This is a genomic window from Caulobacter sp. 17J80-11 (genome assembly GCF_014349105.1).
Taxonomy (GTDB): Bacteria; Pseudomonadota; Alphaproteobacteria; order Caulobacterales; family Caulobacteraceae; genus 17J80-11.
In genome coordinates, this window is the sequence record NZ_JACSJI010000016.1 from 1 (window position 1) to 25,422 (window position 25,422).

Genomic DNA, 25,422 nt, shown 5'->3' on the forward strand with positions numbered 1-25,422 from the left:
GGTCGGAGTGGCAGGATTCGAACCTGCGACCCCCGCGTCCCGAACGCGGTGCTCTACCAGACTGAGCCACACTCCGACTTGAGGAGGGGGCTTATAGCGACGGGCTTTTCGGCCCGCAAGCGCTCAATGCGACGCAGGCGAAAAGAAGTTTTTCTTCGCCCCTGTTGCATGGCTCAGGGGCTTGGGCTATCTGACCGCCTCCCGCGGCGCTCCCGCGGAATCGCCTTTCCTGCTGGGGAATGGTGTAATGGTAACACAGCGGTTTTTGGTACCGTTATTCTAGGTTCGAGTCCTAGTTCCCCAGCCACTCTCTCCCCTCAATTGAACGCCTAAAGCAGCATCGGCAGTCGGCTTCGCACGCCGATCTGGACGATCCACGCCAGGCGCTCCGCGTCGGTCTCGTTGGGGCCGGTGTAATGCAGCGTTTTCGGCAGGTGGATCGTGGCGCCGCCGGCGGGTAGGGGGCAGGCCACCACCTGGCTCTGATCGAGCGGCGCCGAGACGGTGCGCGGATGCGCGCCCGGCGCGATGCGCCGATGCGGCAACACCGGGCCGGCATGGCTGCCGCGCACGAACTGCATGCAGCCGTTCTCGAGGGTGGCGTCCTGCAGCGGCAGCCACCAGTGCAGCCGGCGCGCCGAAAAGGTCAGCGAGTGGCCGTAGGCGCAGTCCTGGTGCCAGGCGGTCGCCGTGCCGTTGCGCGGCGGCTTGTGAATCACGTGGTCGAACATCAGCCGCGCGGAGGGGCCGTACAGCGCCCGAGTGGTCTGCACCGCGCGACGAAAGAAGCGGGTCTGCAGCAGCCGCGGCTCCAGCCGGGTCAGATTGGTCACCTCGTGGATCGGGCCGTGCTGCCCGCCGCCCAGCTCACGCGACCGGGCGCCGCGGCGCAGGTGCGATCCGCCGTCCAGCCAGGGCGCGATCAGGTCTCGGATGGTCGCCAGATCGGCGGCGTCGGTGACGTTCTCGAGCGCCAGGAAGCCGTCGCGGAACAGGTCGCCGCGCGCGTTCAGGTCGAGATGCAGGACTTCGGGAGGTTCCGGGACGCCCAGGCCCGGATGGCGGAAAGCGGGAACGCCACGCGCACGCAACGCCGTCGACGCCATCGTCCTTCTCCCCTCAGAAGCGACGCCGACTTAACCGTAGGCCGAGCGTGGCGGTTCCACCGCTTGCGGAAAACCCCTGGGGCGCGATCGCGGCGTCAGTGCCGGATCGGCGGCGTCGTCAACAGCAGGACCGGCGCGCGGACCAGCGCCTCGACCCCGGCCGCGGCCTGGGTGACTTCGAAGCTGCCGCCCAGATGCTCCGCCAGCCCGCGGACCATAGTCACGGTTTCCTGGCAGTGCCGTTGGTCGAGCGGGGCGCCGTCGTCCTGGACCAGCAGTTCGATCAGACCGCCGGAGCGTCGGGCGGCGACCTTCACCTGGCCGGCCCGGCTCTCGGAGGAATGGGCGACCGCGCCGCCGATCAATTCGTGGACGATCAGGGCGAGAGTGGCGGCGACCGCCGGCGGGACCGGGGCCTCGGCCACCTCGAGGTTGAAGGTGATCCGGCGTCCGGCGCAGACCCGTTTCCAAAAACCGACCGCCTCCACGAGGTAGGCGGCGAAGTCGGCGGGCTCGTCATCGTCGAGGCGGCGGTTCAGCAGTCCTAGCGCCGCGATCACGTCCGCCAGCCAGGCCAGATGCCGGCGGCTTTCCGGATCGGCGACCGCGCGCAGGCGGGCCGTCACGAGGGTCTGAAGGAGCTGAAGATTGCTCCCCAGCCGATGCCGAAGCTCTGCAAGGCGCAGCCCCTCGCCCGTACTCATTCTGATTCGTCGCCCCCGAAACGAGTGACATGGGACCCGACCCGCGTTCGTTGAGCAAGCTAAACAAGACTGTTGACCCACCGACAAAACGTGTAAGGGAGGCCCGTCGCGCGCCTTAACGAATGTGAACGGTGGGGGCCGGAGGCGCGGCGACGAGGTAGGGGGATGGCTGGGAAGCGGTTGCGCATTCTGGTCGTCGAGGACCAGTCGATCCTGGCTCTGGAGATCGAACTGGTGCTGCGCGACCTTGGGCATGAGGTGATCGGGACCGCGACGGATCTCGACCACAGCCTCGCGCTCGCCTCGTCCGAGCAGATCGATCTCGCCCTCGTCGACGTCAACCTGACCGACGGGCCGACCGGTCCCGAGATCGCGCGCCGGCTGGTGGCCGATCACGGCGCCGTGGTGATCTTCCTGACCGCCAACCCCGAGCAGATCCCGAGCTGCTTCTCCGGCGCGATCGGGGTCATGCCCAAGCCCTTCGACGACGGCCTGCTGCGTGACGTCCTCGCCTTCGCCGCAAACTTCGTCAGGAACCGGGAGCTCGGACCGGCGCCACGCCAATTCCGGGTCGCGCCTTGGCTGCTGGCCTCGCCGGATCAGCTGGACGCGTGTTGATCGAACGCCGGGTTGTGGCCGGCCCGCCGCTGGCCTAAGGCAGCTCCCGTTCCGGGAGCGAGGTTACGGTGAAGGGTTCCAAGAAGCGTACGATCGGCTCGCATCAGTTGCGGCCGGAAAGCTTGATGATGAGCTACGGCTACGATCCCTTCCTGTCGGAAGGCGCGATCAAGCCGCCGATCTTCCAGACCTCGACCTTCGTGTTCCGCTCCGCCGAGGACGGCAAGCGCTTCTTCGAGGTGGCCTACGGCCTGCGCGAGCGTGAGCCGGACGAGGCGCTGGGCCTGATCTACTCGCGCATCAACAACCCCAACCTCGAAATCCTCGAGGACCGCCTGGCCCTGTGGGACGAGGCTGAGCGGGCGCTGGTGTTCTCCACCGGCATGGCGGCGATCTCGACCACGGTGCTGGCCCTGTGCCGGCCCGGCGACGTGATCGCCTACACCGCGCCGGCCTACGGCGGCACCGAGTACCTGTTCGACCGCATCCTGCCGCGCTACGGCGTGCGCGCCCACGCCCTGCCGGCCGGCCTGGCCGAGGCGGAGTTCAAGGCGGCGCTGGGCGAGCTGGCCAAGGAAGCCGGCGAGCGCGGCGGGCGACTCGCCATGGTCTATGTCGAGACCCCGGCCAACCCGACCAACGAGCTGACCGACATCGCCGGCCTCGCCGAGCTGCTGAAGGGCTTCGGGCCCGAGCGGCCGGTGCTGGCGGTCGACAACACCTTCCTGGGCCCGCTGTGGCAGAAGCCGCTGTCGCTGGGCGCCGACCTCGTCCTCTATTCGCTGACCAAGTACGTGGGCGGCCACTCCGACCTGATCGCCGGCGCGGCGCTGGGGTCGGCCGAGCTGATCGCGCGGGTGGCCGAGATGCGCACCATCTGCGGCACGGTGAGCGACGCGCACACCGCCTGGCTGCTGCTGCGCAGCCTGGAGACCCTGCAGATCCGCATGGAGCGCTCGGCCGAGAGCGCCAAGAAGATCGTGGCCTGGCTGGAGAGCCACCCCAAGGTGGAGCGCGTGCTGGTCCCGGGCGGGAAGGGCTGCTCAGAGCGCCAGCGCGAGATCTACGCCCGCCAGTGCCTGGGCGCGGGCTCGACCCTGGGCGTGCTGCTGAAGGGCGGCGAGAAGGACGCCTTCCGGGTGCTGAACCGCCTGCAACTGTTCAAGCTGGCGGTCAGCCTGGGCGGCACCGAGAGCCTGGTCTCGCACCCGTCCAGCACCACCCACTCGGACTACACGCCCCAGACCAAGGCCCGCTTCGGCATCGCCGAGAACCTGATCCGCCTGTCGGTCGGGGTGGAGAACGCCGACGACCTGATCGCCGACCTGGAGCACGCGCTGGGCGAGGACTAACCCCCAAAAGCCCAGCCGTCGCCGACCGGGGGCGAGGAATCGCCCCCGTTCAGCTCCAGGCGCATCAACACCACGTCGACCCAGCGGCCGTGCTTGAAGCCGGCGCCGCGCAGCACGCCGGCCATTTCGAAGCCGCAGCTGCGGTGCACGCCGATCGAGCCGGCGTTGCCGCTGTCGCCGATCACCGCCAGCACGCTGCGCAGGCCGATCGCCTCGCAGCGCTTGCACACCTCTTCCAGCAGGGTGCGCCCGACGCCCTGGCCGGTGCGGTCGGGGGCGACGTAGACGGAGTCCTCGGCGGTGTAGCGATAGGCCGTGCGCGGGCGGAACAGCCCGGCGTAGGCGAAGCCGACCACCCGGCCGTGCACCTCGGCCACCAGGTAGGGCAGGTCGCGCGATTGCACCGCGGCCATGCGCGCCGCCATCTCCTCGTGGCCCGGCGGGACCTCCTCGAAGGTGCCGAAGCCGTGCAGGACATGGTGGGCGTAGATCTCGGTGATCGCCGGGACGTCGGCGAGCGTCGCTTCGCGCACGTTCACGCCGCGCGCTCCCAGCCCCGGTCCACCGCCCAGACCGCGAAGGCGTAGTCCAGCGCGATCTCCTTCAGGAAGTCGAACCGCCCCGAGGCGCCGCCGTGGCCGGCCTCCATGTTCATTTTCAGCAGGATCGGGTTCGGCGAGATGGTGCTTTCGCGCAGCTTCGCGGCCCACTTGGACGGCTCCCAGTAGGTCACCCGCGGGTCCGAGAGACCGCCGGTGGCCAGCACCGCCGGATAGGCGGTCGCGACGACGTTGTCGTAGGGGCTGTAGCTGGCGATGTAGTCGTAAGCGGCCGCGTCCTCGAGCGGGTTGCCCCACTCGGGCCATTCCGGCGGGGTCAGCGGCAGGGTCACGTCGCTCATGGTGTTGACCACGTCGACGAACGGCACGGCCCCGATCACCCCGGCCCACAGGTCCGGGCGCAGGTTGTTGGCGGCGCCAACCAGCAGGCCGCCGGCCGAGCCGCCGTAGATCACGATGCGGCCGGCCCGCCCGTAGCCCTCGGCGACCAGCTTTTCGGCCGAGGCGACGAAGTCGGTGAAGGTGTTCTTCTTGCGGTCCTTGCGGCCGTCCAGGAACCAGCCCCAGCCCTTTTCCGAGCCGCCGCGCACGTGGGCCGTGGCCCAGATCCAGCCGCGGTCGACCAGCGACAGGTGGCGGATCGAGAAGGCCGGATCCAGCGAGTGACCGTATGAGCCGTAGCCGTACAGCATCAGCGGCGCCGAGCCGTCGAGCGGGGTGTCCTTCAGCATCAGGACGGTGATCGGCACCTGCTGGCCGTCCGGCGCGGTCGCGAACAGGCGCCTGGCGACATAGCGGGCCGGATCGTGGCCGGAGGGGATCTCCTGGGTCTTGCGCAAGGTCCGCTCGCGCGTGCGCATGTCGTAGTCGAACCATTGCCGGGGCGTCGTCGGCGAGGTGTAGACGAAGCGGGTGAGGTCGGTCTCCCACTCGTAGCCGCCTTCCAGCGACAGCGAATACGCCTCCTCCGCGAAGGCGATCTCGTGCTCCGACAGGTCGGCCTTGGCGGTGACCACGATGCGGTTGTTGGCGTCGACCCGCTCCAGCCGCACGTACCAGTCCTTGTAAGGCGCGCCGCCGACCACGAAGACGCCGGGGCGGTGACCGATCCACTCGCGCCACGTCCGCGCCGAAGGATCGGCCTGGTCGGCCCACATCAGCTTGAAGTCGATGGCGCCGTCGACATTGGTGCGCACCACGAAGCGGTCGCCCCAGTGGTCCAGCTCGTAGCGCACGCCCTCGCGGCGTGGTTCGACCAGGCGGGGCGCGGCGGTCGGGTCGGCGCCCGGAATCAGCCAGGCCTCGCTGGTCTCCTGGTTGCCGGCGCCGATGAAGACGAAGGCGTTCGACGAGCTGCGCGCCACGCCCAGGAAGAAGCCCGGGTCCTTCTCCTCGTAGACGAGAGTGTCCTCGCCACCGCGGGCGGGGCGGCGGAAGATCTTGGCCGGGCGGCCGTTCTCGTCGCGCCAGGTCCAGAACAGCCACTGGCTGTCGGGTGAGAAGGTGAAGTCGCCGGTCGAGCTCTCGACGGCCGAGGGCAGGGTCTCGCCGGTGGCCAGGTCCTTGACCCGGATGGCGTAGTACTCCGAGCCCTGCGCGTCCTCGGCCCAGGCGTAGAGCGCGTGGTCGGGGCTGTGGTCGGCGTGGCCGACCTGGAAGTAGGCGTGCGGCTTGGCCATGGCGTCGACGTCGATCAGGATCAGCTCGTCGTCCAGCCGGCCGCGCGGCCGGCGCGCCAGGATCGGGTGCTGCGCCCCGATCTCGAAGCGGCTGTAATAGTCCCAGGGCCCGTCGGGGGAGGGGACCGACGCGTCGTCCTCCTTGATGCGCCCCTTCATCTCGTCGAACATCTTGGCCTGCAGCGCCTCGGTCGAGGCCAGCATGGCCTTGGTGTAGGCGTTCTCGGCCTCGAGGTGCTCGCGCACGTCGGCGCGCAGCACGGCCGGGTCGCGCATCACCGCCTGCCAGTTCTCGTCCTTCATCCAGGCGTAGTCGTCGACCCGGACGCGGCCGAGCTGTTCGATGCGGTGAGGGTCTTTGCGGGCGACCGGCGGTATCGGGTGTGACATGAACGCCGTCATGGACGCCCCTTCGGTCGCTCGCAAGGGGCGGGCGCTTGTGCGGAAAGCGTGGCCGCGTTCAAATCGTCTTCAGTGACGGTGAAGGGGCGCGTCCGTGGACCTTACGGTCGAGTTGATCAACGCGACGGTGCAGATCGAGCAGGTGCGTGCGGACGGCGAACGTACGACCGGCACCGGGTTCCTCATCCGGGCGCCCAAGCCGGACGGGACGCCGCGCGTGGTGCTGGTCACCGCCGCACACGTGCTCACCGAGATGACGGACCCGCAGGCCAGCATCGGCTGGCGGTTCGCCGACGCGGGCGGCGGCTGGCGGTTCGCGCCTGCGCCGCTGAAGATCCGCGACGGCTCCCTGCCGCTGTGGACCCGGCACCCCATCCGCGACGTCGCCGCCATGGAGATCAAGGCGCCGCCCGAATTCGCCAAGGCGGCCATCCCGCTGGCGTGGCTGGCGAGCGAGACCACCTTCGAGGACACGCAGGTTGGACCGGGCGAAGAGATGATGGGGCTGGGCTTCCCGCGCGGCCTGTCGTCCAACATGGCCGGCTTCCCGATCCTGCGGTACGGGCGGGTGGCGTCCTATCCGGTGTCGCCGTCCGCGGCCTTTCCGACCTTCCTGGTCGACTTCACCGTGTTCCCGGGCAATTCGGGCGGGCCGGTGTTCATGGTCGACGCGGCGCGACGCGCGGACGGGGACGCCGCGCGCGGCCCGTTCGTCGCGGGCCTGGTGACCAGCATGGTGACCCACGATCAGAACCGCGAGAGCCTGGAGATCGGCGTGGTCACCCACGCCAGCTACATCCGTGAGACGGTGGCCATGCTGGACCAGCCCGTGCCGATCGCCGCCCCGCCGCCGACGGTGACGGCGGGCGCGCCCTCGCGCTCGCCGCCGTCGCCCCAGCCGGTCAGGCGCTGAGCGCGCGCTCGTCCAGGGCGGCCAGCGCCTCGGCCCCCTGCGTGACGGCCGCCGCCCGCGCCGGCGCCTGGGCCAGCACGTTGTCGGCGTAGACCTGCAGCAGGTTCAGCTTGCCGTTCAGCCAGGCCTGGTCGCCCGCGCCTTCGGTCAGGCCGCGCGCGGCCGCCTGGGCGCCCTTGGCCAGCATCCAGCCGCCGGCCACGTCGCCGGTCAGGGCCAGGTAGGCGCTGGCGCCGGCCAGCACGTCGGCCGGCCGGTCGGCCTTGCGCTCCAGCAGCCAGGCGGTGGTCGCCTCCAGCGCGTCGGCGCCGGCGGCCAGCTTCGCGACGGCCGGGGCCAGGCGCGGATCGCCGGCCATGACCAGGATGTCGGCGCGGATGTCGTCGACCAGTTCGTGCGCGGCCTGACCGGCGCCGACCGACAGCTTGCGGCCGGTCAGGTCGACGGCCTGGATGCCGTTGGTGCCTTCGTAGATCGGGGCGATGCGGGCGTCGCGGTAGTGCTGGGCCGCGCCGGTCTCCTCGATGAAGCCCATGCCGCCGTGCACCTGCACGCCCAGCGACGAGACCTCGACGCCGACGTCGGTCGACCAGGCCTTGGCGACCGGCACGAACAGGTCCTCGCGGCGTTTCCAGCGGGCGCGCTCGTCTTCGGTCGCGGCGTGCTCGGCCAGGCCCGCGGCCACCGCGGTCGACAGGCAGATGCCCCGCGCGGCTTCGATCTTGGCCTTGGAAACGGCCAGCATGCGCCGCACGTCCGGGTGGTCGAAGATCCGGGCTGAGGCTTCGCCGGTCCAGGCCGAGCGGCCCTGGCGTCGTTCCAGGGCGTAGGCCAGGGCGTGCTGGTAGGCGCGTTCGGCGATGCCGACGCCTTCGCCCCCGACCGCCAGGCGCGCGGCGTTCATCATGGTGAACATGTGGGCGAGGCCCTGGTTGAGCTCGCCGACCAGTTCGGCCCGCGCGCCCTCGTAGGCCATGACGCAGGTGGGGGAGGCGTGGATGCCCAGCTTGTGCTCGACGCCGACCGGGCGGAAGGCGTTGCGCGCGCCCAGCTTGCCGTCGTCGGCGACGTCGAACTTGGAGGTCAGGAACAGCGAGATGCCCTTCACGCCCGCCGGGGCGTCGGGCAGGCGGGCCAGCACGAAGTGCACGATGTTGTCGGTGCAGTCGTGGTCGCCCCAGGTGATGAAGATCTTCTGGCCGTGCAGGGCGTAGGTTCCGTCGCCGTTCGGCTCGGCGCGGGTGCGCAGCGTGCCGAGGTCGGAGCCCGATTGCGGCTCGGTCAGCACCATGGCCCCGGTCCATTCGCCGGAGATCAGCTTGGGCAGGTACAGCGCGTTCTGGCGCTCGGTGCCGTGCGCCTGCAGCGCCTCGATCCCGGCCAGGGTCAGCATAGGGCAGAGGCCGAACGCCATGTTGGCGGCGTGGAACATCTCGAACGCGGCCAGCTCCAGCGCCTTGGGCAGGCCCTGGCCGCCGTACTGGGTTTCCGCCGCCAGCCCGTGCCAGCCGCCCTCGGCGAAGGCCTTGTAAGCGTCGCGGAAGCCAGGGGCGGCGGTCACCGCGCCGTTGGCGTACTTCGCGCCGTTCAGGTCGCCCTGGCGGTTCAACGGAGCCAGGACGTCGGTGGCCAGTTCGCCCGCGTGCTCCAGCACCGCGCCGGCGAGGTCGCGGTCCAGGTCGGGCCAGGCGCCGGTCTCGATCAGCCGGTCGAGGCCGGCGACTTCGGTCAGGCTGAACAGCAGGTCGCGGACAGGGGCGCGGAAGCTCATCGACTTGGACTCTCCACCCGGCGGACGAGGCCCCACGCCCCGTCGCCACGCACGTAGGCGTGCGTGAATCGGGGTCGGCTTAGCACGCCGCGCGGCGATCCCCGCCGTCATTTTCGCCGGTTTCGCGCCGCTTCCGGCTCGAATATCTGCGCGTTAGGCTCTGTGAGGGTCGGTCCTCGGAGGAGGTGTCCGGATGGTTCGCGTGGCGTGCGTGCTTTCGGCGGCGATCGTGATGGGCTTCGCGGCCCCGGCGGCTGGGGCCGGGCCGGTCCAGGACGCGCCTGCCGAGCGTGCGGCGGGGACGACGCCGGGCGTCTACACCCTCGACCTCGGGCGCTCCAGTCTGAGCGCGCGGGTGACGCAGCTGGGCGTGACCACCCACACCCTGACGTTCGCCCGGTTCGAGGGAACGCTCGACGTGTCGTCAGACCCGACGGCGTCGAAGGTGTCGGTCGTCGTGGACGCGACCTCGGCGGAGGCGGGATCTTCGGCGTTCGACAAGCGGGTCGCCGACGCCATGCTCGACCCCGCGCAGTATCCGCAGATGAAGTTCGTCTCGACCCGCATCGAGCGGACCGGGCCGACCAGCGGCAAGATCCATGGCGACCTGACGTTCCGCGGCGTGACCCGGCCGCTGACCCTGGACGCGAAGATCTCCGACATCGCCTCGGGCCCCGACGGCCGCCCTCGCGTGGGGGTGTCGGCAAAGGGATCGTTCAAGCGCAGCGAGTTCGGGTCCACCGAATACCAGCTCCTGGCCTCCGACGACGTGCAGCTTCAGATCGAGGCGGAGTTCAGCCGCTCGGCCGGGTGATCACGGTTTCGTGAGTCGGGCTTCCGTCGAGCTTGGCGGTCGGCAATATCCGCAACAGCGAAAATGACAGTTCGGGAAGCCGTCACATGATCCGCGCCACCTTGATCGCCCTGGCGGCCGCCGCCGCGTTCGCCGGAACCGCCGACGCCCAGGGGCGCGGCTGGTCGGGCAATCCGGCGGATCAGCCGGCGGGGACCTATGCGGTCGACGCACGCCACTCGAGCGCGACGGTGCGCGGCGTGCACATGGGTTTCTCCAACTATACGTTCCGGATCGACGGCGTGGGCGGGACGCTGAAGTTTGACCCGAAGGACGCTTCGGCCATTTCGATCACCGCCACCCTCGACCCGGCCACGGTCCACACAGGACTGCCCGATTTCGACAAGGAGATTGGCGGCGCCTTCTTCGGCGGCACGCCGATCACCTTCGTGTCGAAGAGCGTGGTCCCGCAGGGCGGTAACGCCGCGAAGGTGGCCGGCGACCTGACCCTGAACGGCGTGACCAAGCCGGTCACCCTGGACGTGACCTTCATCGGGGGCGGCCCGCACCCCTTCAAGGGCAAGCCGGTGCTGGGCTTCCAGGCCGAGGGCGCGTTCAAGCGTTCCGACTTCGACGTTGCGCCGAAGCTGCCGGCCAACGTCTTTTCGGACGAGGTGCGGGTTTCCATTTCGGCCGAGTTCGACAAACAGTGATGGGCGAGGGTGGGCGCCCTCGCAATGCCGGAGCGACTGATGGCTGAACCGCGCGACCGCTATTCGACGGTGTCGATCCTGCTGCACTGGACCATCGCCGCGCTGATCGTGATCAACGTGTGGTTCGGCTGGCAGATGGACGAGGCCAAGGGGCTGGAAAAGTTCCAGCTGTTCCAGACGCACAAGTCGGTCGGCCTGACGGTTCTGCTGCTCAGCCTGGCGCGGCTGGGCTGGCGTATCGCCAATCCGGCCCCGCCCCTGCCGGCGCACATGGCGCGCTGGGAGAAGCTGCTCGCCCGCGCCACCCACGTCGCCCTGTATGTCCTGATGATCGGCGTTCCGCTGTTCGGCTGGGCGACGGTGTCGTCGAGCCCGCTCAACATCCCGACCGAATTCTGGGGCGTCGTGCCCTGGCCGCACCTGCCGCTGCCGCACTCGAAAGCGCTGTCCGACCAGTTGGGAGACGTGCACGTCGCCCTGGTGCTCTCTACATTCGGCGTCCTGGCCCTGCACGTGGCCGGGGCGTTGAAGCATCAGTTCGTGGACCGGGACGAAGTCCTGTGGCGCATGCTGCCGATCGTGGGGAGACCGCGTTGATCCGTAGAGCACTCCTGGGCGCCGCCGCCGCGCTGCTGCTGACCGTCCCCGCCTCCGCCGCCCCGGCCGCGACCTGGACGGTCGACAAGGCCGCCTCGGTCCTGGGCTTCAAGGCCAGCGCCTCCGGCGTCGCCTTCAACGGCCGCTTCCAGCGCTGGGATTCGGCGATTGCGTTCGATCCGAAGAACCTGGCCGCCTCGTCCGTGACCACCACGATCGACGTCGCTTCGGTGACCACCGGCGACAAGGACCGCGACGAGCTGCTGCCCACCGCCGAATGGTTCGCCGTGGCCAAGTACCCGAAGGCGACCTTCGTCAGCCGCAGCTTCGTCGACAAGGGCGGCGGCAATTACGAGGCGCAGGGCGACCTGACCATCAAGGGCGTGAAAAGGCCCGTGGTTCTGCCGTTCAAGCTTGCGATCACCGGCAACGTGGCGAAGATGACCGGCTCGCTGGTGCTGGATCGCACCGCTTTCGGCGTGGGAACGGGACAGTGGAAGTCCGACGACACGGTCTCGACCAAGGTGACGGTGCTGGTGAATCTGACGGCCCGCAAGGCGGGCTGACGCCGTCCAGCGTGGAGGCCGGGGCGCGCGCCCTGGCCGCCGGCGAACTGGTGCTGATGCCGACCGAGACCGTCTACGGCCTGGCCGCGGACGCCTCCAATCCGATCGCGGTGGCCCGGATCTTCGAGGCGAAAGGCCGGCCACGCTTCAATCCCCTGATCGCCCACGTCGAGGATCTGGACGCGGCCGAGCGCGTCGCGGTGTTCGGGGACAAGGCGCGCCGGCTGGCCGAGGCCTTCTGGCCGGGGCCGCTGACCCTGGTGCTGCCGGTGCGCGATCCTCAGCGGGTGTGCGATCTGGCGCGCGCGGGCCTGTCGACCGTGGCGGTGCGCGTGCCGGGCCACGCGAAGGCGCGCGAGCTGATCGGCCGGTTCGGCGGGGCGGTGGTCGCGCCGTCGGCCAACCGGTCCGGCCGGCCCAGCCCCACGACCTTCGCCGACGCCATGGACGAGACCGGCTTCGCCGTCGCCGCGGCGCTGGACGGCAATCACTGCGCGGTCGGCATCGAGTCGACCGTGGTGTCGGTGAACGACGGCGAGGTGCGGCTGCTACGGCCGGGCGCGGTGACCCGCCAGGACCTGGAGGCGGTGGTCGGCCCGCTGGCCGAGGCCGGCGACGACGCCAAACGCTCGCCCGGCCGGCTGGCCCTGCACTACGCTCCGGACGCGCCGGTGCGGCTGGAGGCGGACGGGGCCGGGGAGGGCGAGGCCTATCTCGCATTTGGTGCCGGAAGCGCCTCGCCGTTCAATCTGAGCCCGAGCGGCGACCTGCGCGAGGCGGCCGCCAACCTGTTCCGGCTGCTGCGCGAGGCGGACCGGACCAAGCCTGCCGCCATCGCCGTCGCGCCGATCCCACGCGAGGGTTTGGGTGAGGCGATCAACGACCGGCTGAAGCGCGCGGCCGGCTATGTCGGCTAGGCCTACTGCGCCGTCCAGCCGCCGTCGACCTGGTAGGCGGCGCCGTTGGCCGAAGCGCCGGCGTCGGACACCAGGTACAGCAGCATGCCGTTCAGCTGGTCGAAGGTGACGAACTGCTTGGTCGGCTGGGCCGCCAGCATGACGTTCTTGACCACCTCTTCCTCGGTGATGCCGCGAGTGCGGGCCTGGTCGGCGATCTGGTTCTGCACGATCGGCGTCATCACGTAGCCGGGGCAGACCGCGTTGCAGGTGATCCCGAACGTCGCGACTTCCAGCGCCACCGTCTTGGTGAAGCCCAGCAGGCCATGCTTGGCGGCCACGTAGGCGGATTTGAACGGCGAGGCGACCAGGGCGTGGGCCGAGGCGATGTTGACGATGCGGCCGCGGCCCTGCGCCTTCATGTGCGGCACCGCCGCCTTGGTGGCGTGGAAGGCCGAGGTCAGGTTGATCGCGATGATCTGGTCCCATTTTTCGGTCGGGAAGTTCTCGACCGCCTCGACGTGCTGGACGCCGGCGTTGTTGACCAGGATGTCCAGCCGGCCGAACTCGCGCTTGGCGTACTCGACCAGGTCGGCGATCTCGTCGGGCTTCAGCATGTTGGCGCCGTGATAGCGGACCAGCGCGCCGGTCTCCGCTTCCAGCCCTGCGCGGGCCTTCTCGATCGCGGCCGCATCGCCCAGTCCGTTCAGCACGACCTTCACACCGCGCTCCGACAGGGCGCGCGCCATCGCCAGGCCGATCCCGGAGGTCGAGCCGGTCACCACCGCGACCTGGCCTTTCAGGCTGGCGAACGGGTCGGTCGGCATCGGTCGCGTCTCCGTGGGCTGCTGCGCGGGCGTCGGTTTAGCGGGCGCAGGCTTCTTGAACCAGCCGAACATCGGAATTCCACTGTCGGTGAATTTAATCCACCGTAGCGTCTACGGCCGAGCTTGGCCAGCAGCGCATTTCCAGCCGAAGTGGGCGCCGGTTCGGCGACAAGGAAATGCGCCACTCGAGATTCGTCCGAACCTGATCCAATCCAAGAGGATCCGATCAGGTTCGAGGCGGGCTCACCAGCCGAACTGCTTGCCGTCCCAGCTCAGGAACCGGCCGGTGTCGGCCATGGTGTAGCGGGCGATCCGCTCCTTCATGGCGGCGATCGACTGTTCGGGCGTGATGTGCGCGCCCGCGCCGCCCATGTCGGTCTTCACCCAGCCGGGATTGAGCGCGACGCAGACGATCCGGTCGTCGCGCAGCGCGATCGACAGGTTGCGCATGACGTTGTTCAGCGCCGCCTTGGAGGAGCGGTAGGCGAAGTAGCCGCCGCTGGATTCCGAGGTCGAGCCCATGCCGCTGGTGATGGCCACCAGCTTCTTCTCGTGGCCGGCGCGCAGGTTGTCGACGAAGGCGTCGGCCAGGCGGGCGGGGCCCAGGGTGTTGACCGACAGGGTGCGCATCCATTCGGCGAAATCGATGTCGCCCAGTTGCTGCTGGCGATCGCCGCCCATCACGCCGGCCACCGCCAGCAGAATGTCGACCGGCTGGTCGCCGACCTCGGCCTTGAAGGCGGCGACCGAGGCGTCGTCGGCGGTGTCGAGCCGGTGGACGGTGACTGCGCCGCCGGAAGCCTTCGCGATCTCGTTGAGCTCGCTCGCCTTGGCGGGATCGCGTACGCCGGCGATCACCCGCGCGCCGTCGGCGGCGTACTGGCGAACGAATTCCAGCCCTAAGCCTCGGTTGGCGCCGGCGACGAGGACGGTCGGCATGGCGGCTCCTTGTGCGGGCCCCCTCAGGGGTGTCGCCGCACGAACGTCCAATCGGCCTCCGTCGATCCCGCCTCGTCGAACCGGTAGCCGGCCACGTCGAAGCGTTTCAGGCCGACGGCGATCTCGATCCGGTTCTCGATGGCGTAGCGCGCCATCAGCCCGCGCGCCTTCTTGGCGTAGAAGCTGATCACCCGCGCGTCGCCGTCCTTGTCCTCAAGGAAGCGGATGTTGACCAGCGGCAGCTTCAGCGCGCGGGCGTCGACCGCGCCGAAGTATTCCTGGCTGGCCAGGTTCACCAGGGTCGGGTCGGTGTGCTTGGCGGCGACCTTGTTCAGGCGCTCGGCGATCTTGGCGCCCCAGAAATCGTAGAGGGTCGTGCCGCGCTCGGTGCGCAGCCTGGCGCCCATCTCAAGACGGTAGGGCTCGATGCAGTCCAGCGGGCGCAGCACGCCGTACAGGCCCGACAGAATGCGCAGGTGGTCCTGCGCCCACTCCAGCGACGCGAGATCCAGGCTGCGCGCGTCCAGGCCGTCGTAGACGTCGCCGGCGAAGGCCAGGGCGGCCTGCACCTTCGCCTTGCCCTTGAACGCCTGGAAGCGCTCGAAATTCAGGTCGGCCAGCTTCTCGGAGATGTGCATCAGCGAGCGCAGGTCCGAGCGGGTCAGCTTGCGGGCCACCTCGACCAGCTCGGCGGTGTCGGCCTTCAGCTCCGGCTTGGTGGACGGCACCTCCGCCGGGGCCGGGGTGAAGTCGAGCGACTTGGCGGGGGACAGGACGATCAGCATGCGGCCTCGCGCGGGAACGACGCGCAGATAGGCTGCGCCGCCGCGCTTGGGAAGCGCTGGATCGGCGGTTCAGCCTGCGGAAGCGAGCGCGCGCGGGCGGGGCGCCGGCGCGGGGCGGGCGGCGGAGGCCTCTTCCTCGTGGTCCTGCGCCGCGCCCCAGAACTCGGTCAGCAGCGGACCGTTCCGCAGGTGGCGGTCGCGGAAACGCTCAGCCTGGCGGTCGCCGGCGTCGCTGTGGTCGCGACCGGCGCCTGGCTTCTGTACCGCGCCTAGAACAGCACCCGCGGGTTCATGATCCGCTTGGGGTCGAGCGCCGCGCGGATCGCCCGCATGGCCTCGACCTGCACCGGCGACTTGTAGCGGAGCGCCTCGGCCGACTTCATGCGGCCCAGGCCGTGCTCGGCCGAGATCGAGCCGTCGTAGGCGGCGACCAGGTCATGGATGATCTTGGAGCCCTCGTCGCGCAGGGCGGAGAAGGCGGCCCCGTCGGCGCCGACCGGCTGCAGCACGTCGAAGTGGACGTTGCCGTCGCCGACGTGACCGAAGGCGACCACGCGCGCGCCGGGATGGAAGCGCTCGGCCGCGGCGGTGGCCTCGACGATGAAGTCGGCGATGCGCGACAGCGGCACCGAGACGTCGTGCTTCCAGGCCGCGCCCTCGGGCTTCTGGCCGGCCGACTGGTCCTCGCGCACCCGCCAGAAGGCCTTGGCCTGGGCCTCGTTCTGGGCCAGCGCCGCGTCGGCGATCAGGCCCTCCTCGAAGGCGGCGGCCAGCAGGCGCTCCATGCCGGCCTCGGCCGCGCCGGGCTCGCCGCTGGTCAGCTCGATCAGCACGTACCAGGGGTGCGGCTCGGACAGCATCTCGCGGGTGTCGGGGATGTTCTTGAGCACGTTCTCCACGCCGCGCCGGCCCATCAGCTCGAAGGCCTCGACCCCGCCGCCGGTCTCGGCCTTGGCGCGGACCAGCAAATCGACGGCGGCCTGCGGGCTGGCCAGGCCGACCACGGCGGTGGCGCGCGAGACCATCACCGGGAACAGCTTCAGGCTGGCGGCGGTGATCACGCCGAGCGTCCCCTCGGCGCCGATCAGCAGCTGCTTCAGGTCGTAGCCGGTGTTGTCCTTGCGCAGGCGCTTCAGGCCCTGGAACACCTCGCCGTTCGGCAGCACCGCCTCCAGCCCCAGCACCAGGTCGCGCATGACGCCGTAGCGCAGCACCGCCGTGCCGCCGGCGTTGGTCGAGATGTTGCCGCCGATGGTGGCGGTGCCCTCGGCCGCCAGGCTGAGCGGGAAGAACCGGCCGGCTTCCGCAGCGGCCTGCTGGGTCTCGAGTAGGGTGACGCCGGCCTCGACCACGATGCAGTCGTCGATCGGCGCGACGTCGCGCACCCGGCGCAGCCGTTCGGTGGAGAGCAGGATCTCGCCCTCGGGGATCTGGCCGCCGACCAGGCCGGTGTTGCCGCCCTGGGGCGTGATCGCCACGCCGTGCTCGAAGCAGATGCCGACCACGGCGGCGACCTCTTCGGTGGTGCGCGGCAGGGCCAGCAGCGGCGTCTCGCCCCGCCAGCGGCCGCGCCATTCCACCAGCTTGGGCGCGAGGCGGTCCGGATCGACGCTCCAGCCGTCGGGGCCGAGCACGGATTTCAGCTTGGAGAGGACGTCGGCGGGAACGGGCAGAGTCATGGGGCCAGCATATCGGCCGCGCGCGCCCATGAAAGGGCGGTGTTCGCCGGACGGGATTTGCTATCAGCGGAGGCGCGGGCGGGGAGGGGACGATGACGGACCAGACGACGGGCGAGGGCGCATCCCGGCCGGTCGCGGCGGTGGGCGTGGTCTGCCTGCGCGGCGACGAGGTGCTGCTGATCCGGCGCGGAACGCCGCCGCGGGTGGGCGAATGGAGCCTGCCGGGCGGGCGCATCGAGTGGGGCGAACGGGCCGAAGACGCGGCCCTGCGCGAGCTGATGGAGGAGACCGGCGTCGAGGCCGAACTGGCCGGCCTGCTGGACGTGGTCGACGGGATTTTCCCCGGCGAGCCGGGGCGCCACTACGTGCTGATCGACTACGCGGCGCGCTGGGTTTCGGGCGAGCCGCGGGCCGGCGACGACGCCGCGGACGCGGCCTTCAAGCCATTGAACATGCTCGACGAACTGGTCGCCTGGGAGGAGACTCGCCGGATCGTGAAGCTGGCGGTTTCGCGTCTGACGGATGCTCCGTAGACGCCGGGAATTCCCCTCGTTAGGGTCCCGGCATTCGGGGGGAGTACGCTTCCAATGATAAAAAGAGCCGTCGCCGTGATGGCCGCCGCAGCCTGCCTGACCTCGTTCGCGATCGGCGTCAGCGCCAAGACGGACGAACCCATGACCTTCCGGGTCGAGAACGCTTCGGGCGCGACCCTGACGGCGCTCTACGTGTCCACGCCGTCGGCCCTGGACTTCGACGCCGACGTGCTGGGCCGCAAGGTGGTGCGCTCGGGCGAGATCGCGTCGATTTCGGTCGACAGCAGCGTCTGCGACCGCGACCTTCGGGCCGAGTTCTCCGATGGAGAAACGGCCGATATGCGTGAGGTCGACCTGTGCAAGCTCAAGGGCGCTCCGCTCACCGTCGGCGGCTGACCGCAGCCGCGATCGTCATCCTCGTCGCCGGTCCGGCCCCGGCCCTGACTTGGGCTCAGGACCGGCCGCCGGCCGCGCGCCAGTCGCTGCTTGAACTCGCCTGGGTGCTGGGCCAGTCGCACGCCCTGACCCAGGCCTGTGCGCCTGAAGACCAGACCTGGCGCGCGCGCATGACCCGGCTGATCGCGGTGGAGACCCCCGATCAGGCCTTCGAGGCGCGCCTGGCGGAGCAGTTCAACGCCGGTTTCGCCGCCGCCCGCCAGAGCTTTCCGACCTGCGCGCCGGCCTCGAAGGCCGAAGCGGCGAAGGTCGCCAAGCGCGGCCAGGAACTCTCGGCCGCCTTGTCCCGCACGCCGTAGCGGTCGCGCGCCCGGTCCGATACCCTTGGTCCGAAAACGACTCGGGGGTTTTAGTTCTATGTCCTGGTTCGCCTTGGCGCTGCTGGCGCTGGCCCTGACCATTCTGTTCAGCGTGGTGAAGATCGTCCCGCAGGGGCGCGAGTACACGGTCGAGCGGTTCGGCCGCTACACCCGCACGCTCAAGCCCGGCATCTCCTTCCTGACGCCGTTCGTGGAGAACATCCGCCGGCGCATGAACATGATGGAGCAGGTCCTCGACGTTCCGCAGCAGGAGGTCATCACCAAGGACAACGCCATGGTGAAGGTCGACGCCATCGTCTTCATCCAGGTGATCGACGCCGCCGCCGCCGCCTACCGCGTCGACAACCTGCTCTACGCCATCGGCCAGCTGGCCATGACCAACCTGCGTACGGTGGTCGGCTCGATGGAGCTGGACGAGGTGCTGTCCGAGCGCGAGGCGATCAACACCCGCCTGCTGACGGTGGTCGACTCCGCCACCGGCCCGTGGGGCGTGAAGGTCAACCGTATCGAGATCAAGGACCTGCAGCCGCCGGCCGACATCACCAACGCCATGGCTCGGCAGATGAAGGCCGAGCGCGAGCGGCGCGCGGTGATCACCGAGGCCGACGGCGAGAAGTCCGCCGCCATCGCGCGGGCCGAGGGCGCCAAGCAGTCGGCCATCCTGGAGGCCGAGGGCCGCAAGGAAGCCGCCTTCCGCGACGCCGAGGCGCGCGAGCGCGCCGCCGAGGCCGAGGCCAAGGCGACGGCCATGGTGTCCGACGCCATCGCCAAGGGCGACGTGAACGCCATCAACTACTTCGTGGCCCAGAAATACGTGGAGGCCTTCGCCAAGCTGGCGACTTCGCCGCAGCAGAAGACGGTGATCGTGCCGGCCGAGATGAGCGGCCTGGTCGGCAGCCTGGCCGGCATCACCGAACTGGTGAGCAAGGCGCGCGACCAGCAGCACGCCGCGCCGCGCGGCTCGGTCCCGCGGAGCTAAGGAGAGCGGACCATGGAGGTCGTGACCTCGCTCTACGAGACTCACCCGTTCTGGGTGTGGCTGACGTTCGGCGCCGCCCTCTTGGCGATCGAGGCGGCGGCCAACACCGAGTGGCTGCTGTGGCCGGCCGCCGCGGCCGGGCTGACCGCCCTGTTCACCCTGCTGGGCCTGCGCCTGGGCGCGCCGGTCGAGCTGCTCGTGTTCGCCGGCCTGACCCTGCTGACCACGTTGGGCGGCCGCAAGCTGGTCAGCCGCGTCCAGGGCGTGGGCCACGACATCAACGACCAGCGCCTGCGCCTGATCGGCCTGGCCGGCCAAGCCGCCGGCCCGATCGCCGCCGGCCATGGCCGCGTCTTCGTCGACGGGGCCGAATGGCCGGCCGAGCTGGAAGGCGGCGGCGACCTGCCGGCCGGCGCGCGGGTGACGGTCACCAACGTCAGCGGCGCGCGCCTGACGGTGCGGGCGGTGGGGTGAGGGCGGCGGGGCGCGCTACTTCGCCCCGGCCTGCTTCAGTTGCTCGATCCCGAAGTTGGCCAGCTGGTCGGCGCGCTCGTTGCCCGCAATCCCGGCGTGGCCCTTCACCCATTTCCAGCTGACGTCGTGGCGCGAGCGGGCCGCGTCGAGGCGCTTCCACAGGTCGTCGTTCTTCACCGGCTTCTTGTCGGCGGTCAGCCAGCCGCGCGCCTTCCAGCCGCGCAGCCACTCGGTGATGCCCTGCATCACGTACTTGCTGTCGGTGTTGAGCTCGACCTTGCACGGCTTCTTCAGCGCCTCGAGCGCCATGATCGCCGCCATCATCTCCATGCGGTTGTTGGTGGTCAGCGGCTCGCCGCCCCACAACTCCTTCTCGTGCGCGCCCGCGCGCAGCACCGCGCCCCAGCCGCCGGGGCCGGGGTTACCCTTGCAGGCGCCGTCCGTGTAGATGATGACCTTGGTGTCCATCGGGGCCGTCTAGCCGGAGTCGCGCGCGCGGCGCGACCCAATCACTCCGCCAGCACCCGCGGCAGTTTGAACGACACCGTCTCGCGCGCGCCGGAGTCCTCCGACACCTCGGCGTCGAAGCGGGCGGCGATGGCCGCGACCAGGGCCTCGATCAGGGGCTCCGGGGCCGAGGCGCCGGCGGTGACGCCGACGGTGGAGACGTTCTCGAACCAGCTCCAGTCCACCGCGCCGGCGTCGTCCACCAGGCGCGCGTCGCGGGCGCCGGCGCGCAGCGCGACCTCGACCAGGCGCTGGGAATTCGAAGAGTTCTGCGAACCGACCACCAGCACCAGGTCGCAAGTCGCCGCCACCCGCTTCACCGCCTCCTGGCGGTTGGTGGTGGCGTAGCAAATGTCTTCCTTGTGCGGGTCGGGCAGGCCGGGGAAGCGCTTCTTCAGGGCGGAGACGATGCCGGCGGTGTCGTCGACCGACAGGGTGGTCTGGGTGACGTAGGCCAGCTTGTCCGGATCGCGCGGCTGGAAGGCCTCGGCGTCCTCGACCGTCTCGATCAGGGTGATGGCCGCCTGCGGCAGCTGGCCCATGGTGCCGATCACCTCCGGGTGGCCGGCGTGGCCGATCAGCACGATCTCGCGGCCCGCGGCGTAGTGCCGCTCGGCCTCGACGTGCACCTTCGAGACCAGCGGGCAGGTGGCGTCCAGGAAGAACAGCTCGCGGCGTTTCGCCTCGGCCGGCACCGCCTTCGGCACGCCGTGGGCGGAGAACACCACCGGCCGGTCGTCGGGGCACTGGTCGAGGTCGGTGACGAACACCGCGCCCATGGCCTTCAGCCGTTCCACCACATGGCGGTTGTGCACGATCTCGTGGCGCACGTAGACCGGAGGCCCGTACTTCTCCAGCGCGCGCTCGACGATCTGGATGGCGCGGTCGACGCCGGCGCAGAAGCCGCGCGGGGTGGCGAGCAGGACCTGAATCGGGCGGCGGGAAGGGAAGGGCGCGTTCATCGGGCGCGAACTTAAGGCGCGCGGCGCTCCGGCGCCAGCGACCGTTCGGTTCATTGCGGCCCCGTCGTTTAACCTCTATCAATCCTCCACAAGTCGCACCTTCATCGGCGGAACCCCTTCATGCGTCGCTTCCTGCTCGCGCTCAGCGCCTTGGCTATCGCCTCGTCCGTAGCGGTCCCGACCGACGTCCTGGCGCAGCAGCGCGGGAAGAAGGAGGACGCCAAGCCCTCCGAGAAGGAAAAGAAGAAGAAGGAGTGGGAGATCACCCAGCGGCCGCTGAAAGACCGGCCGAACGCGGGTCCCTGCCCCTATGTGAAGGTGCTGTACGACGCGGCCCGCTACATCGAGTTCGACGGCAAGGAAGCCTCCTCGGCGGTCGGCTTCTCGGGCGAGGTCGAGGGCGTGAAGGCCAAGTGCGAGTACCGCGAGAGCGACCCGATCAAGGTTCAGATGGACCTGCTGTTCGCGCTCGGCCGCGGGCCCAAGGCCGACGGCCAGCAGAAGACCTACCGCTACTGGGTGGCGGTCACCGACCGTAACCGCTCGGTGCTGGCCAAGCAGTACTTCGACCTGCCGGTCACCTTCCAGCCGGGCACGGACCGCATGTACGTGAACGACGACGTCACCGGCATCGTCATTCCGCGCCTCGACCAGGCCACCAGCGGCGCCAACTTCGAGATCCTGGTGGGGCTGGACGTGACGCCGGAGATGGCCGCGTTCAACCGCGCCGGCAAACGCTTCCGCATCAATGCGGGCCAGACCCAGAGCGCCCAGACTCAAGGCGCCCCCGCGCAGGGCCAGACGCAGCAGTAAATGTCCGACCTCAAGTCCGTCCTCAGCGAAGCGGCGGCCGCCGCCTTCGCCGCCGAAGGTTTGGCCGGTGAATTCGGCCGGGTGACCGTGTCCGACCGCCCGGACCTCGCCGACTTCCAGTGCAACGGCGCCCTGGCCGCCGCCAAGGCCGCCAAGGCCAATCCGCGCGAGATCGCCGGCCGCATCGTCGAGCGCCTGAAGGACGACGCGCGCCTGCAGTCGATCGAAATCGCCGGGCCGGGCTTCATCAACTTCCGGGTCACCGACGCGGCCCTGACCGAGCGCGCCGCCGAGATCGCCGGCGACGTGCGCGCGGGCGCGGGCAAGGTCTCCCAGCCGCGCCGCGTGGTCGTCGACTACGGCGGCCCGAACGTGGCCAAGCCGATGCACGTCGGCCACCTGCGCTCTTCGATCATCGGCGAGTCGCTGAAGCGCCTGTACCGTTTCCGCGGCGACCAGGTCTGGGGCGACGCCCACTTCGGCGACTGGGGCTTCCAGATGGGGCTCTTGATCGTCGCCCTCGGCGACGAGGGCCGCGCCGCCGAGTTCATGGCCGAGGGCCCGGGGCCGTTCCCGGCCGAGAGCCCGGTCACCCTCGAGGACCTCGAGCGGCTCTACCCGTCCGCCGCCGCCAAGGCCAAGGAAGACGTCGCGTTCCGCGACCGCGCGCGCAAGGCCACCGCCGAGCTGCAGGGCGGCCGCGCCGGCTACCGCGCGCTGTGGAAGCACTTCCACGACGTGTCCATGGCCGCGCTGAAGCGCGACTTCGGCGCGCTCGACGTCTGGTTCGATCTCTGGAAGGGCGAGAGCGACGCCGATCCGCTGATCCCGGAAATGGTCGAGGACCTGAAGGCCAAGGGCCTGCTGGTCGAGGACCGGGGCGCCCAGGTCGTGCACGTCGCCCGTCCGGGGGAGACGAAAAAGAAGAAGCTGCCGGACGGCACGGTCGTCGTGGTCCCCAGCCCGGACCCGCTGCTGGTGGTCTCGTCGGAAGGCTCGGCCATGTACGGCACGACCGACCTGGCCACCATTCTCGACCGTCGCCGGTCCGAGGAGGCGGAGCTGATCCTCTACGTGGTGGACCAGCGCCAGGCCGACCACTTCGAGCAGGTGTTCCGCGCCGCTTACCTGGCCGGCTACGCCGCCGAGGGCGCGCTGGAGCATCTCGGCTTCGGCACCATGAACGGGCCCGACGGCACGCCGTTCAAGACCCGCGCCGGCGGCGTGCTGAAGCTGAACGACCTGATCGAGATGACCCGCGAGAAGGCCCGCGCCCGCCTGCATGAGGCCGGTCTGGGCGAAGCGCTGGACGAAGCCGAATTCGAGGACACCGCCCACAAGGTGGCCGTCTCGGCCCTCAAGTTCTCCGACCTGTCGAACTTCCGCGGCACCTCCTACGTCTTCGACCTCGACCGCTTCACCAGCTTCGAGGGCAAGACCGGGCCGTACCTGCTGTACCAGGCCGTCCGCATCAAATCGCTGCTGCGCAAGGCGGCGGCCGAGGGCGCGGCGGCCGGTCCGATCGCGATCGTCGAGCCGGCCGAGCGCGACCTGGCCCTGACGCTCGACGCCTTCGAACAGGCCCTGGTCGACGCCTACGACAAGCGCGCGCCGAACTACATCGCCGAGCACGCCTACCGGCTGGCCCAGAGCTTCTCGAAGTTCTACGCCGCCTGCCCGGTGCTGGCCGCGCCCGACGTCGCCACCCGCGGCTCGCGCCTGCGGATGGTCGAGGCGACGCTGCAGCAGCTGGAAGTGGCGATGTCGCTGCTGGGCATCGAGACGCCCGAGCGGATGTGATCCGGAGCCGGCGCTGTAGCGCCGGCGACACGGACTCTTCCAGCTGGACCGGCTTATGGTGAGCGGCGAGGTAACGTCGTTCGTCCATGCCGCCCCGTCAGGCTCGTCAGCGCGAAGTTCCGGTCGTCCGCACGGACGGCTTCCACCTGCCGGTGTTCCGGCGGCGGGCGGCGCTGTATGTCGACGGCTTCAACCTCTACCACGCCATCGACGAGCTGAAGCGGCCCTACCTGAAGTGGCTGGACCTGAAGGCTCTGGCCCGGGTGATCGCGCCGCGCTCGGAGGTGGTGCGCAAGGTCACCTGGTGCACCGCTTTCCGCCCGGCCTCGCGCAGCAAGCTGGTGCGCCATCAGCTCTACCTGGCGGCGCTGGAGGCCCAGGGCGTGATCTGCCGCACCGGCCACTTCGTGGTCCACGCCGACGGCTGCAACGCCTGCGGGCACATGTGGCAGGTGGCGACCGAGAAGCAGGGCGACGTGAACCTGGCCCTGTCGGTGCTGGACGACGCGCACGAGAACCGCTTCGATGTCTGCTACCTGATGACCACCGACGGCGACCACGCCGCCACCGCCCGCTGGCTGAAGCAGCGGTTTCCGCAGAAGAAGCTGGTCTCGGTGGCTCCGCCCGGGCGCGGCCATAACCGCCACGTCCTGACCTGGGCCGACGCGCAGGTCAGCCTGACGCCCGAGCACCTGGAGCAGGCGCTGCTGCCGGAGATGCTGAACAGCCGCGAGGGCGTCATCCAGCGTCCGGCCAGCTATCTCCCGCCGGGCGTGCCGCGGGTGAAGCGGCATTTGACCCTGGTCAGCTCCCAAAGCTGAAACCCGCTCGGTGCCGGGGAGTTCTGCCCCCGTGGCCCGCAAGTCCAAGTATCAGACGCTCGCCGACCATCTGGCGGCCTTCGAAGGCTTCGAATGGCGTGCGACCTTCGCCGAAGTCGAGCAGGTCATGGGCGCCGCCCTGCCGAAGGGGGCGCGCGCGCGCGAGGACTGGTGGGAGGCGGCCGACACCCGCCAGTCGCAGGCCTGGCTGCCGGTCGGTTGGGAGGTGGTGCGCGCCGACGTCGAGGACCGCACCGTCACCTTCCGTCGCCGCCCGGTCGACGCCGCCCCGGAGACGCCCGAGAAGGACGTCGCGCCGTGGATCCCGATCACCGCCTGGGCCGTGCTGGGCGGGCTGCTGCTGACGCTGGGCGCGGTCGCGGCGCGAAAGCGCAGCCGTAAGTCCGGGATGAGGAACCAAGATCCTGCTCGAACGTTCGCGCGTCAGCGTGCGTTGTAAATTCGGCGGCGCGCGCCATCTTGGACTTTCGAGGAGAGGAGCGCGCGATGACGATCGACCTCTATGGTGGTGGCCGAGCCGTCGATGATCGCGCGCTGGACCTCGTCCGCCTGGGGACCTCCCTGCAGGAAGAGGCCAAGACCCTGACGGCCGACGTGAACGCGTCCTACCGCCTGGTGCACGAAGTGCTGAGCGAGGCCATGATCGGCCATCCGGCCCGCCCGGCCGACATCGGCGTCCTGCGCCGCAACCTGCGCGCCAAGCTGAGGGTCATGCGCCCGGACCTGGACGACGACTTCGACTGAGGCGCCCGCTGGTGAACAGTTGAGGGCTAAAGCTTCGCCGACCTAGCGTAGCGGCGCAGATCGGTCCTATGGTTCCGGCGATTTCGGCCGGA

29 protein-coding genes and 2 tRNA genes are annotated in these 25,422 nt (G+C 70.1%); 19 read left to right on the forward strand and 12 right to left on the reverse strand.

Annotated features, from left to right (window positions below; genetic code table 11):
• Nucleotides 1-2: 2 nt before the first annotated feature.
• Nucleotides 3-76, reverse strand: a tRNA-Pro gene (locus tag H8B08_RS14950).
• Between the two features lie 157 nt (nt 77-233).
• Between H8B08_RS14950 and H8B08_RS14955 the strand changes: the two genes are divergently transcribed.
• Nucleotides 234-307: transfer RNA gene (locus H8B08_RS14955), tRNA-Gln, on the forward strand.
• 22 nt (nt 308-329) lie between these two features.
• Here H8B08_RS14955 and H8B08_RS14960 read toward each other — a convergent pair.
• Together H8B08_RS14960 and H8B08_RS14965 are read right to left on the reverse strand one after the other, a co-directional pair.
• Entirely contained in the window at nt 330-1,091 is a 762-nt protein-coding gene (locus H8B08_RS14960; protein WP_187450996.1) for a phytanoyl-CoA dioxygenase family protein, read from the reverse strand.
• 110 nt (nt 1,092-1,201) lie between these two features.
• The gene (locus H8B08_RS14965) at nt 1,202-1,732 is read right to left on the reverse strand and encodes a sensor histidine kinase (RefSeq protein ID WP_187450997.1); all 531 of its coding nucleotides are present in this window, start codon (nt 1,730-1,732) and stop codon (nt 1,202-1,204) included.
• A gap of 243 nt (nt 1,733-1,975) precedes the next feature.
• On the opposite strand from H8B08_RS14965, the gene H8B08_RS14970 reads away from it, so the two are divergent.
• Both H8B08_RS14970 and H8B08_RS14975 read left to right on the forward strand, forming a co-directional pair.
• Nucleotides 1,976-2,428, forward strand: coding sequence for a response regulator (locus H8B08_RS14970; RefSeq protein ID WP_187450998.1), 453 nt, complete (start codon nt 1,976-1,978; stop codon nt 2,426-2,428).
• Between the two features lie 68 nt (nt 2,429-2,496).
• Nucleotides 2,497-3,780, forward strand: coding sequence for a cystathionine gamma-synthase family protein (locus tag H8B08_RS14975; RefSeq protein WP_187450999.1), 1,284 nt, complete (start codon nt 2,497-2,499; stop codon nt 3,778-3,780).
• Here H8B08_RS14975 and H8B08_RS14980 read toward each other — a convergent pair.
• Nucleotides 3,777-4,319, reverse strand: a complete 543-nt coding sequence (locus H8B08_RS14980; protein WP_187451000.1) for a GNAT family N-acetyltransferase — start codon at nt 4,317-4,319, stop codon at nt 3,777-3,779. The genes H8B08_RS14975 and H8B08_RS14980 overlap by 4 nt on opposite strands.
• Complete coding sequence (locus H8B08_RS14985; protein WP_187451001.1) at nt 4,316-6,421, reverse strand: S9 family peptidase; 2,106 nt, start codon at nt 6,419-6,421, stop codon at nt 4,316-4,318. Before H8B08_RS14985 ends, H8B08_RS14980 begins: the two co-directional genes overlap by 4 nt.
• 94 nt (nt 6,422-6,515) lie before the next feature.
• Here H8B08_RS14985 and H8B08_RS14990 point away from each other — a divergent pair, with 94 nt between their 5' ends.
• Nucleotides 6,516-7,334 carry a serine protease gene (locus H8B08_RS14990; RefSeq protein ID WP_187451002.1) on the forward strand — a complete coding sequence of 273 codons (819 nt, stop codon included), beginning with the start codon at nt 6,516-6,518 and terminating at the stop codon, nt 7,332-7,334.
• Here the strand turns inward: H8B08_RS14990 and H8B08_RS14995 are convergent.
• Nucleotides 7,324-9,105: an acyl-CoA dehydrogenase gene (locus H8B08_RS14995; RefSeq protein ID WP_187451003.1), complete on the reverse strand. Its 1,782-nt coding sequence runs from the start codon at nt 9,103-9,105 to the stop codon at nt 7,324-7,326. The genes H8B08_RS14990 and H8B08_RS14995 overlap by 11 nt on opposite strands.
• A gap of 193 nt (nt 9,106-9,298) precedes the next feature.
• Between H8B08_RS14995 and H8B08_RS15000 the strand changes: the two genes are divergently transcribed.
• From H8B08_RS15000 to H8B08_RS15020, 5 genes are all read left to right on the forward strand, one after another.
• Complete coding sequence (locus tag H8B08_RS15000; RefSeq protein ID WP_187451004.1) at nt 9,299-9,919, forward strand: YceI family protein; 621 nt, start codon at nt 9,299-9,301, stop codon at nt 9,917-9,919.
• A gap of 86 nt (nt 9,920-10,005) precedes the next feature.
• Entirely contained in the window at nt 10,006-10,611 is a 606-nt protein-coding gene (locus tag H8B08_RS15005; RefSeq protein ID WP_187451005.1) for a YceI family protein, read from the forward strand.
• A gap of 39 nt (nt 10,612-10,650) precedes the next feature.
• A complete protein-coding gene (locus H8B08_RS15010; protein ID WP_187451006.1) occupies nt 10,651-11,208 on the forward strand; it encodes a cytochrome b in 558 nt (185 codons plus the stop codon).
• On the forward strand, nt 11,205-11,774 hold the full coding sequence (locus tag H8B08_RS15015) for a YceI family protein (RefSeq protein WP_222934510.1): 570 nt from the start codon (nt 11,205-11,207) through the stop codon (nt 11,772-11,774). The genes H8B08_RS15010 and H8B08_RS15015 overlap by 4 nt, the downstream gene beginning before the upstream one ends.
• A complete protein-coding gene (locus tag H8B08_RS15020) occupies nt 11,771-12,691 on the forward strand; it encodes an L-threonylcarbamoyladenylate synthase (RefSeq protein ID WP_255500868.1) in 921 nt (306 codons plus the stop codon). Before H8B08_RS15015 ends, H8B08_RS15020 begins: the two co-directional genes overlap by 4 nt.
• 2 nt (nt 12,692-12,693) lie before the next feature.
• Here the strand turns inward: H8B08_RS15020 and H8B08_RS15025 are convergent, their stop codons facing one another.
• The 4 genes from H8B08_RS15025 to H8B08_RS15040 all read right to left on the reverse strand — a co-directional run bounded on the left by H8B08_RS15025 (nt 12,694) and on the right by H8B08_RS15040 (nt 16,900).
• On the reverse strand, nt 12,694-13,497 hold the full coding sequence (locus tag H8B08_RS15025) for a 3-hydroxybutyrate dehydrogenase (protein ID WP_187451007.1): 804 nt from the start codon (nt 13,495-13,497) through the stop codon (nt 12,694-12,696).
• A gap of 243 nt (nt 13,498-13,740) precedes the next feature.
• Nucleotides 13,741-14,436 (reverse strand): SDR family oxidoreductase, encoded by a 696-nt coding sequence (locus H8B08_RS15030; protein ID WP_187451008.1) that lies wholly within the window; start codon nt 14,434-14,436, stop codon nt 13,741-13,743.
• A 23-nt stretch (nt 14,437-14,459) separates the two neighbouring features.
• Entirely contained in the window at nt 14,460-15,221 is a 762-nt protein-coding gene (gene yaaA / locus H8B08_RS15035) for a peroxide stress protein YaaA (protein WP_187451009.1), read from the reverse strand.
• Between the two features lie 269 nt (nt 15,222-15,490).
• Nucleotides 15,491-16,900 carry an FAD-binding oxidoreductase gene (locus tag H8B08_RS15040; RefSeq protein WP_187451010.1) on the reverse strand — a complete coding sequence of 470 codons (1,410 nt, stop codon included), beginning with the start codon at nt 16,898-16,900 and terminating at the stop codon, nt 15,491-15,493.
• A 92-nt stretch (nt 16,901-16,992) separates the two neighbouring features.
• Between H8B08_RS15040 and H8B08_RS15045 the strand changes: the two genes are divergently transcribed.
• Genes H8B08_RS15045 through H8B08_RS15065 form a run of 5 tightly spaced genes read left to right on the forward strand, consistent with a single transcriptional unit; the run spans nt 16,993 to nt 19,662 of the window.
• A complete protein-coding gene (locus H8B08_RS15045) occupies nt 16,993-17,433 on the forward strand; it encodes an NUDIX hydrolase (protein WP_187451011.1) in 441 nt (146 codons plus the stop codon).
• A 54-nt stretch (nt 17,434-17,487) separates the two neighbouring features.
• Complete coding sequence (locus H8B08_RS15050; RefSeq protein WP_187451012.1) at nt 17,488-17,829, forward strand: hypothetical protein; 342 nt, start codon at nt 17,488-17,490, stop codon at nt 17,827-17,829.
• The gene (locus tag H8B08_RS15055) at nt 17,790-18,188 is read left to right on the forward strand and encodes a TIGR02301 family protein (RefSeq protein ID WP_187451013.1); all 399 of its coding nucleotides are present in this window, start codon (nt 17,790-17,792) and stop codon (nt 18,186-18,188) included. The genes H8B08_RS15050 and H8B08_RS15055 overlap by 40 nt, the downstream gene beginning before the upstream one ends.
• Before the next feature lie 58 nt (nt 18,189-18,246).
• The gene (locus H8B08_RS15060; protein ID WP_187451014.1) at nt 18,247-19,188 is read left to right on the forward strand and encodes an SPFH domain-containing protein; all 942 of its coding nucleotides are present in this window, start codon (nt 18,247-18,249) and stop codon (nt 19,186-19,188) included.
• Nucleotides 19,189-19,200: 12 nt separating this feature from the next.
• On the forward strand, nt 19,201-19,662 hold the full coding sequence (locus H8B08_RS15065; RefSeq protein ID WP_187451015.1) for an NfeD family protein: 462 nt from the start codon (nt 19,201-19,203) through the stop codon (nt 19,660-19,662).
• Between the two features lie 15 nt (nt 19,663-19,677).
• Here H8B08_RS15065 and rnhA read toward each other — a convergent pair whose 3' ends face one another.
• Nucleotides 19,678-20,130 (reverse strand): ribonuclease HI, encoded by a 453-nt coding sequence (rnhA, locus tag H8B08_RS15070; protein WP_187451016.1) that lies wholly within the window; start codon nt 20,128-20,130, stop codon nt 19,678-19,680.
• A 41-nt stretch (nt 20,131-20,171) separates the two neighbouring features.
• The gene (ispH, locus tag H8B08_RS15075; protein ID WP_187451017.1) at nt 20,172-21,131 is read right to left on the reverse strand and encodes a 4-hydroxy-3-methylbut-2-enyl diphosphate reductase; all 960 of its coding nucleotides are present in this window, start codon (nt 21,129-21,131) and stop codon (nt 20,172-20,174) included.
• Between the two features lie 120 nt (nt 21,132-21,251).
• Here ispH and H8B08_RS15080 point away from each other — a divergent pair, with 120 nt between their 5' ends.
• From H8B08_RS15080 to H8B08_RS15100, 5 genes are all read left to right on the forward strand, one after another.
• Entirely contained in the window at nt 21,252-21,944 is a 693-nt protein-coding gene (locus tag H8B08_RS15080; RefSeq protein ID WP_187451018.1) for a Tat pathway signal sequence domain protein, read from the forward strand.
• The gene (gene argS, locus H8B08_RS15085) at nt 21,945-23,744 is read left to right on the forward strand and encodes an arginine--tRNA ligase (RefSeq protein ID WP_187451019.1); all 1,800 of its coding nucleotides are present in this window, start codon (nt 21,945-21,947) and stop codon (nt 23,742-23,744) included.
• Between the two features lie 86 nt (nt 23,745-23,830).
• Nucleotides 23,831-24,565: an NYN domain-containing protein gene (locus tag H8B08_RS15090; RefSeq protein WP_187451020.1), complete on the forward strand. Its 735-nt coding sequence runs from the start codon at nt 23,831-23,833 to the stop codon at nt 24,563-24,565.
• 31 nt (nt 24,566-24,596) lie between these two features.
• Complete coding sequence (locus H8B08_RS15095) at nt 24,597-25,025, forward strand: hypothetical protein (protein WP_187451021.1); 429 nt, start codon at nt 24,597-24,599, stop codon at nt 25,023-25,025.
• A gap of 47 nt (nt 25,026-25,072) precedes the next feature.
• The gene (locus H8B08_RS15100; protein ID WP_187451022.1) at nt 25,073-25,330 is read left to right on the forward strand and encodes a hypothetical protein; all 258 of its coding nucleotides are present in this window, start codon (nt 25,073-25,075) and stop codon (nt 25,328-25,330) included.
• Nucleotides 25,331-25,422 lie beyond the last annotated feature (92 nt).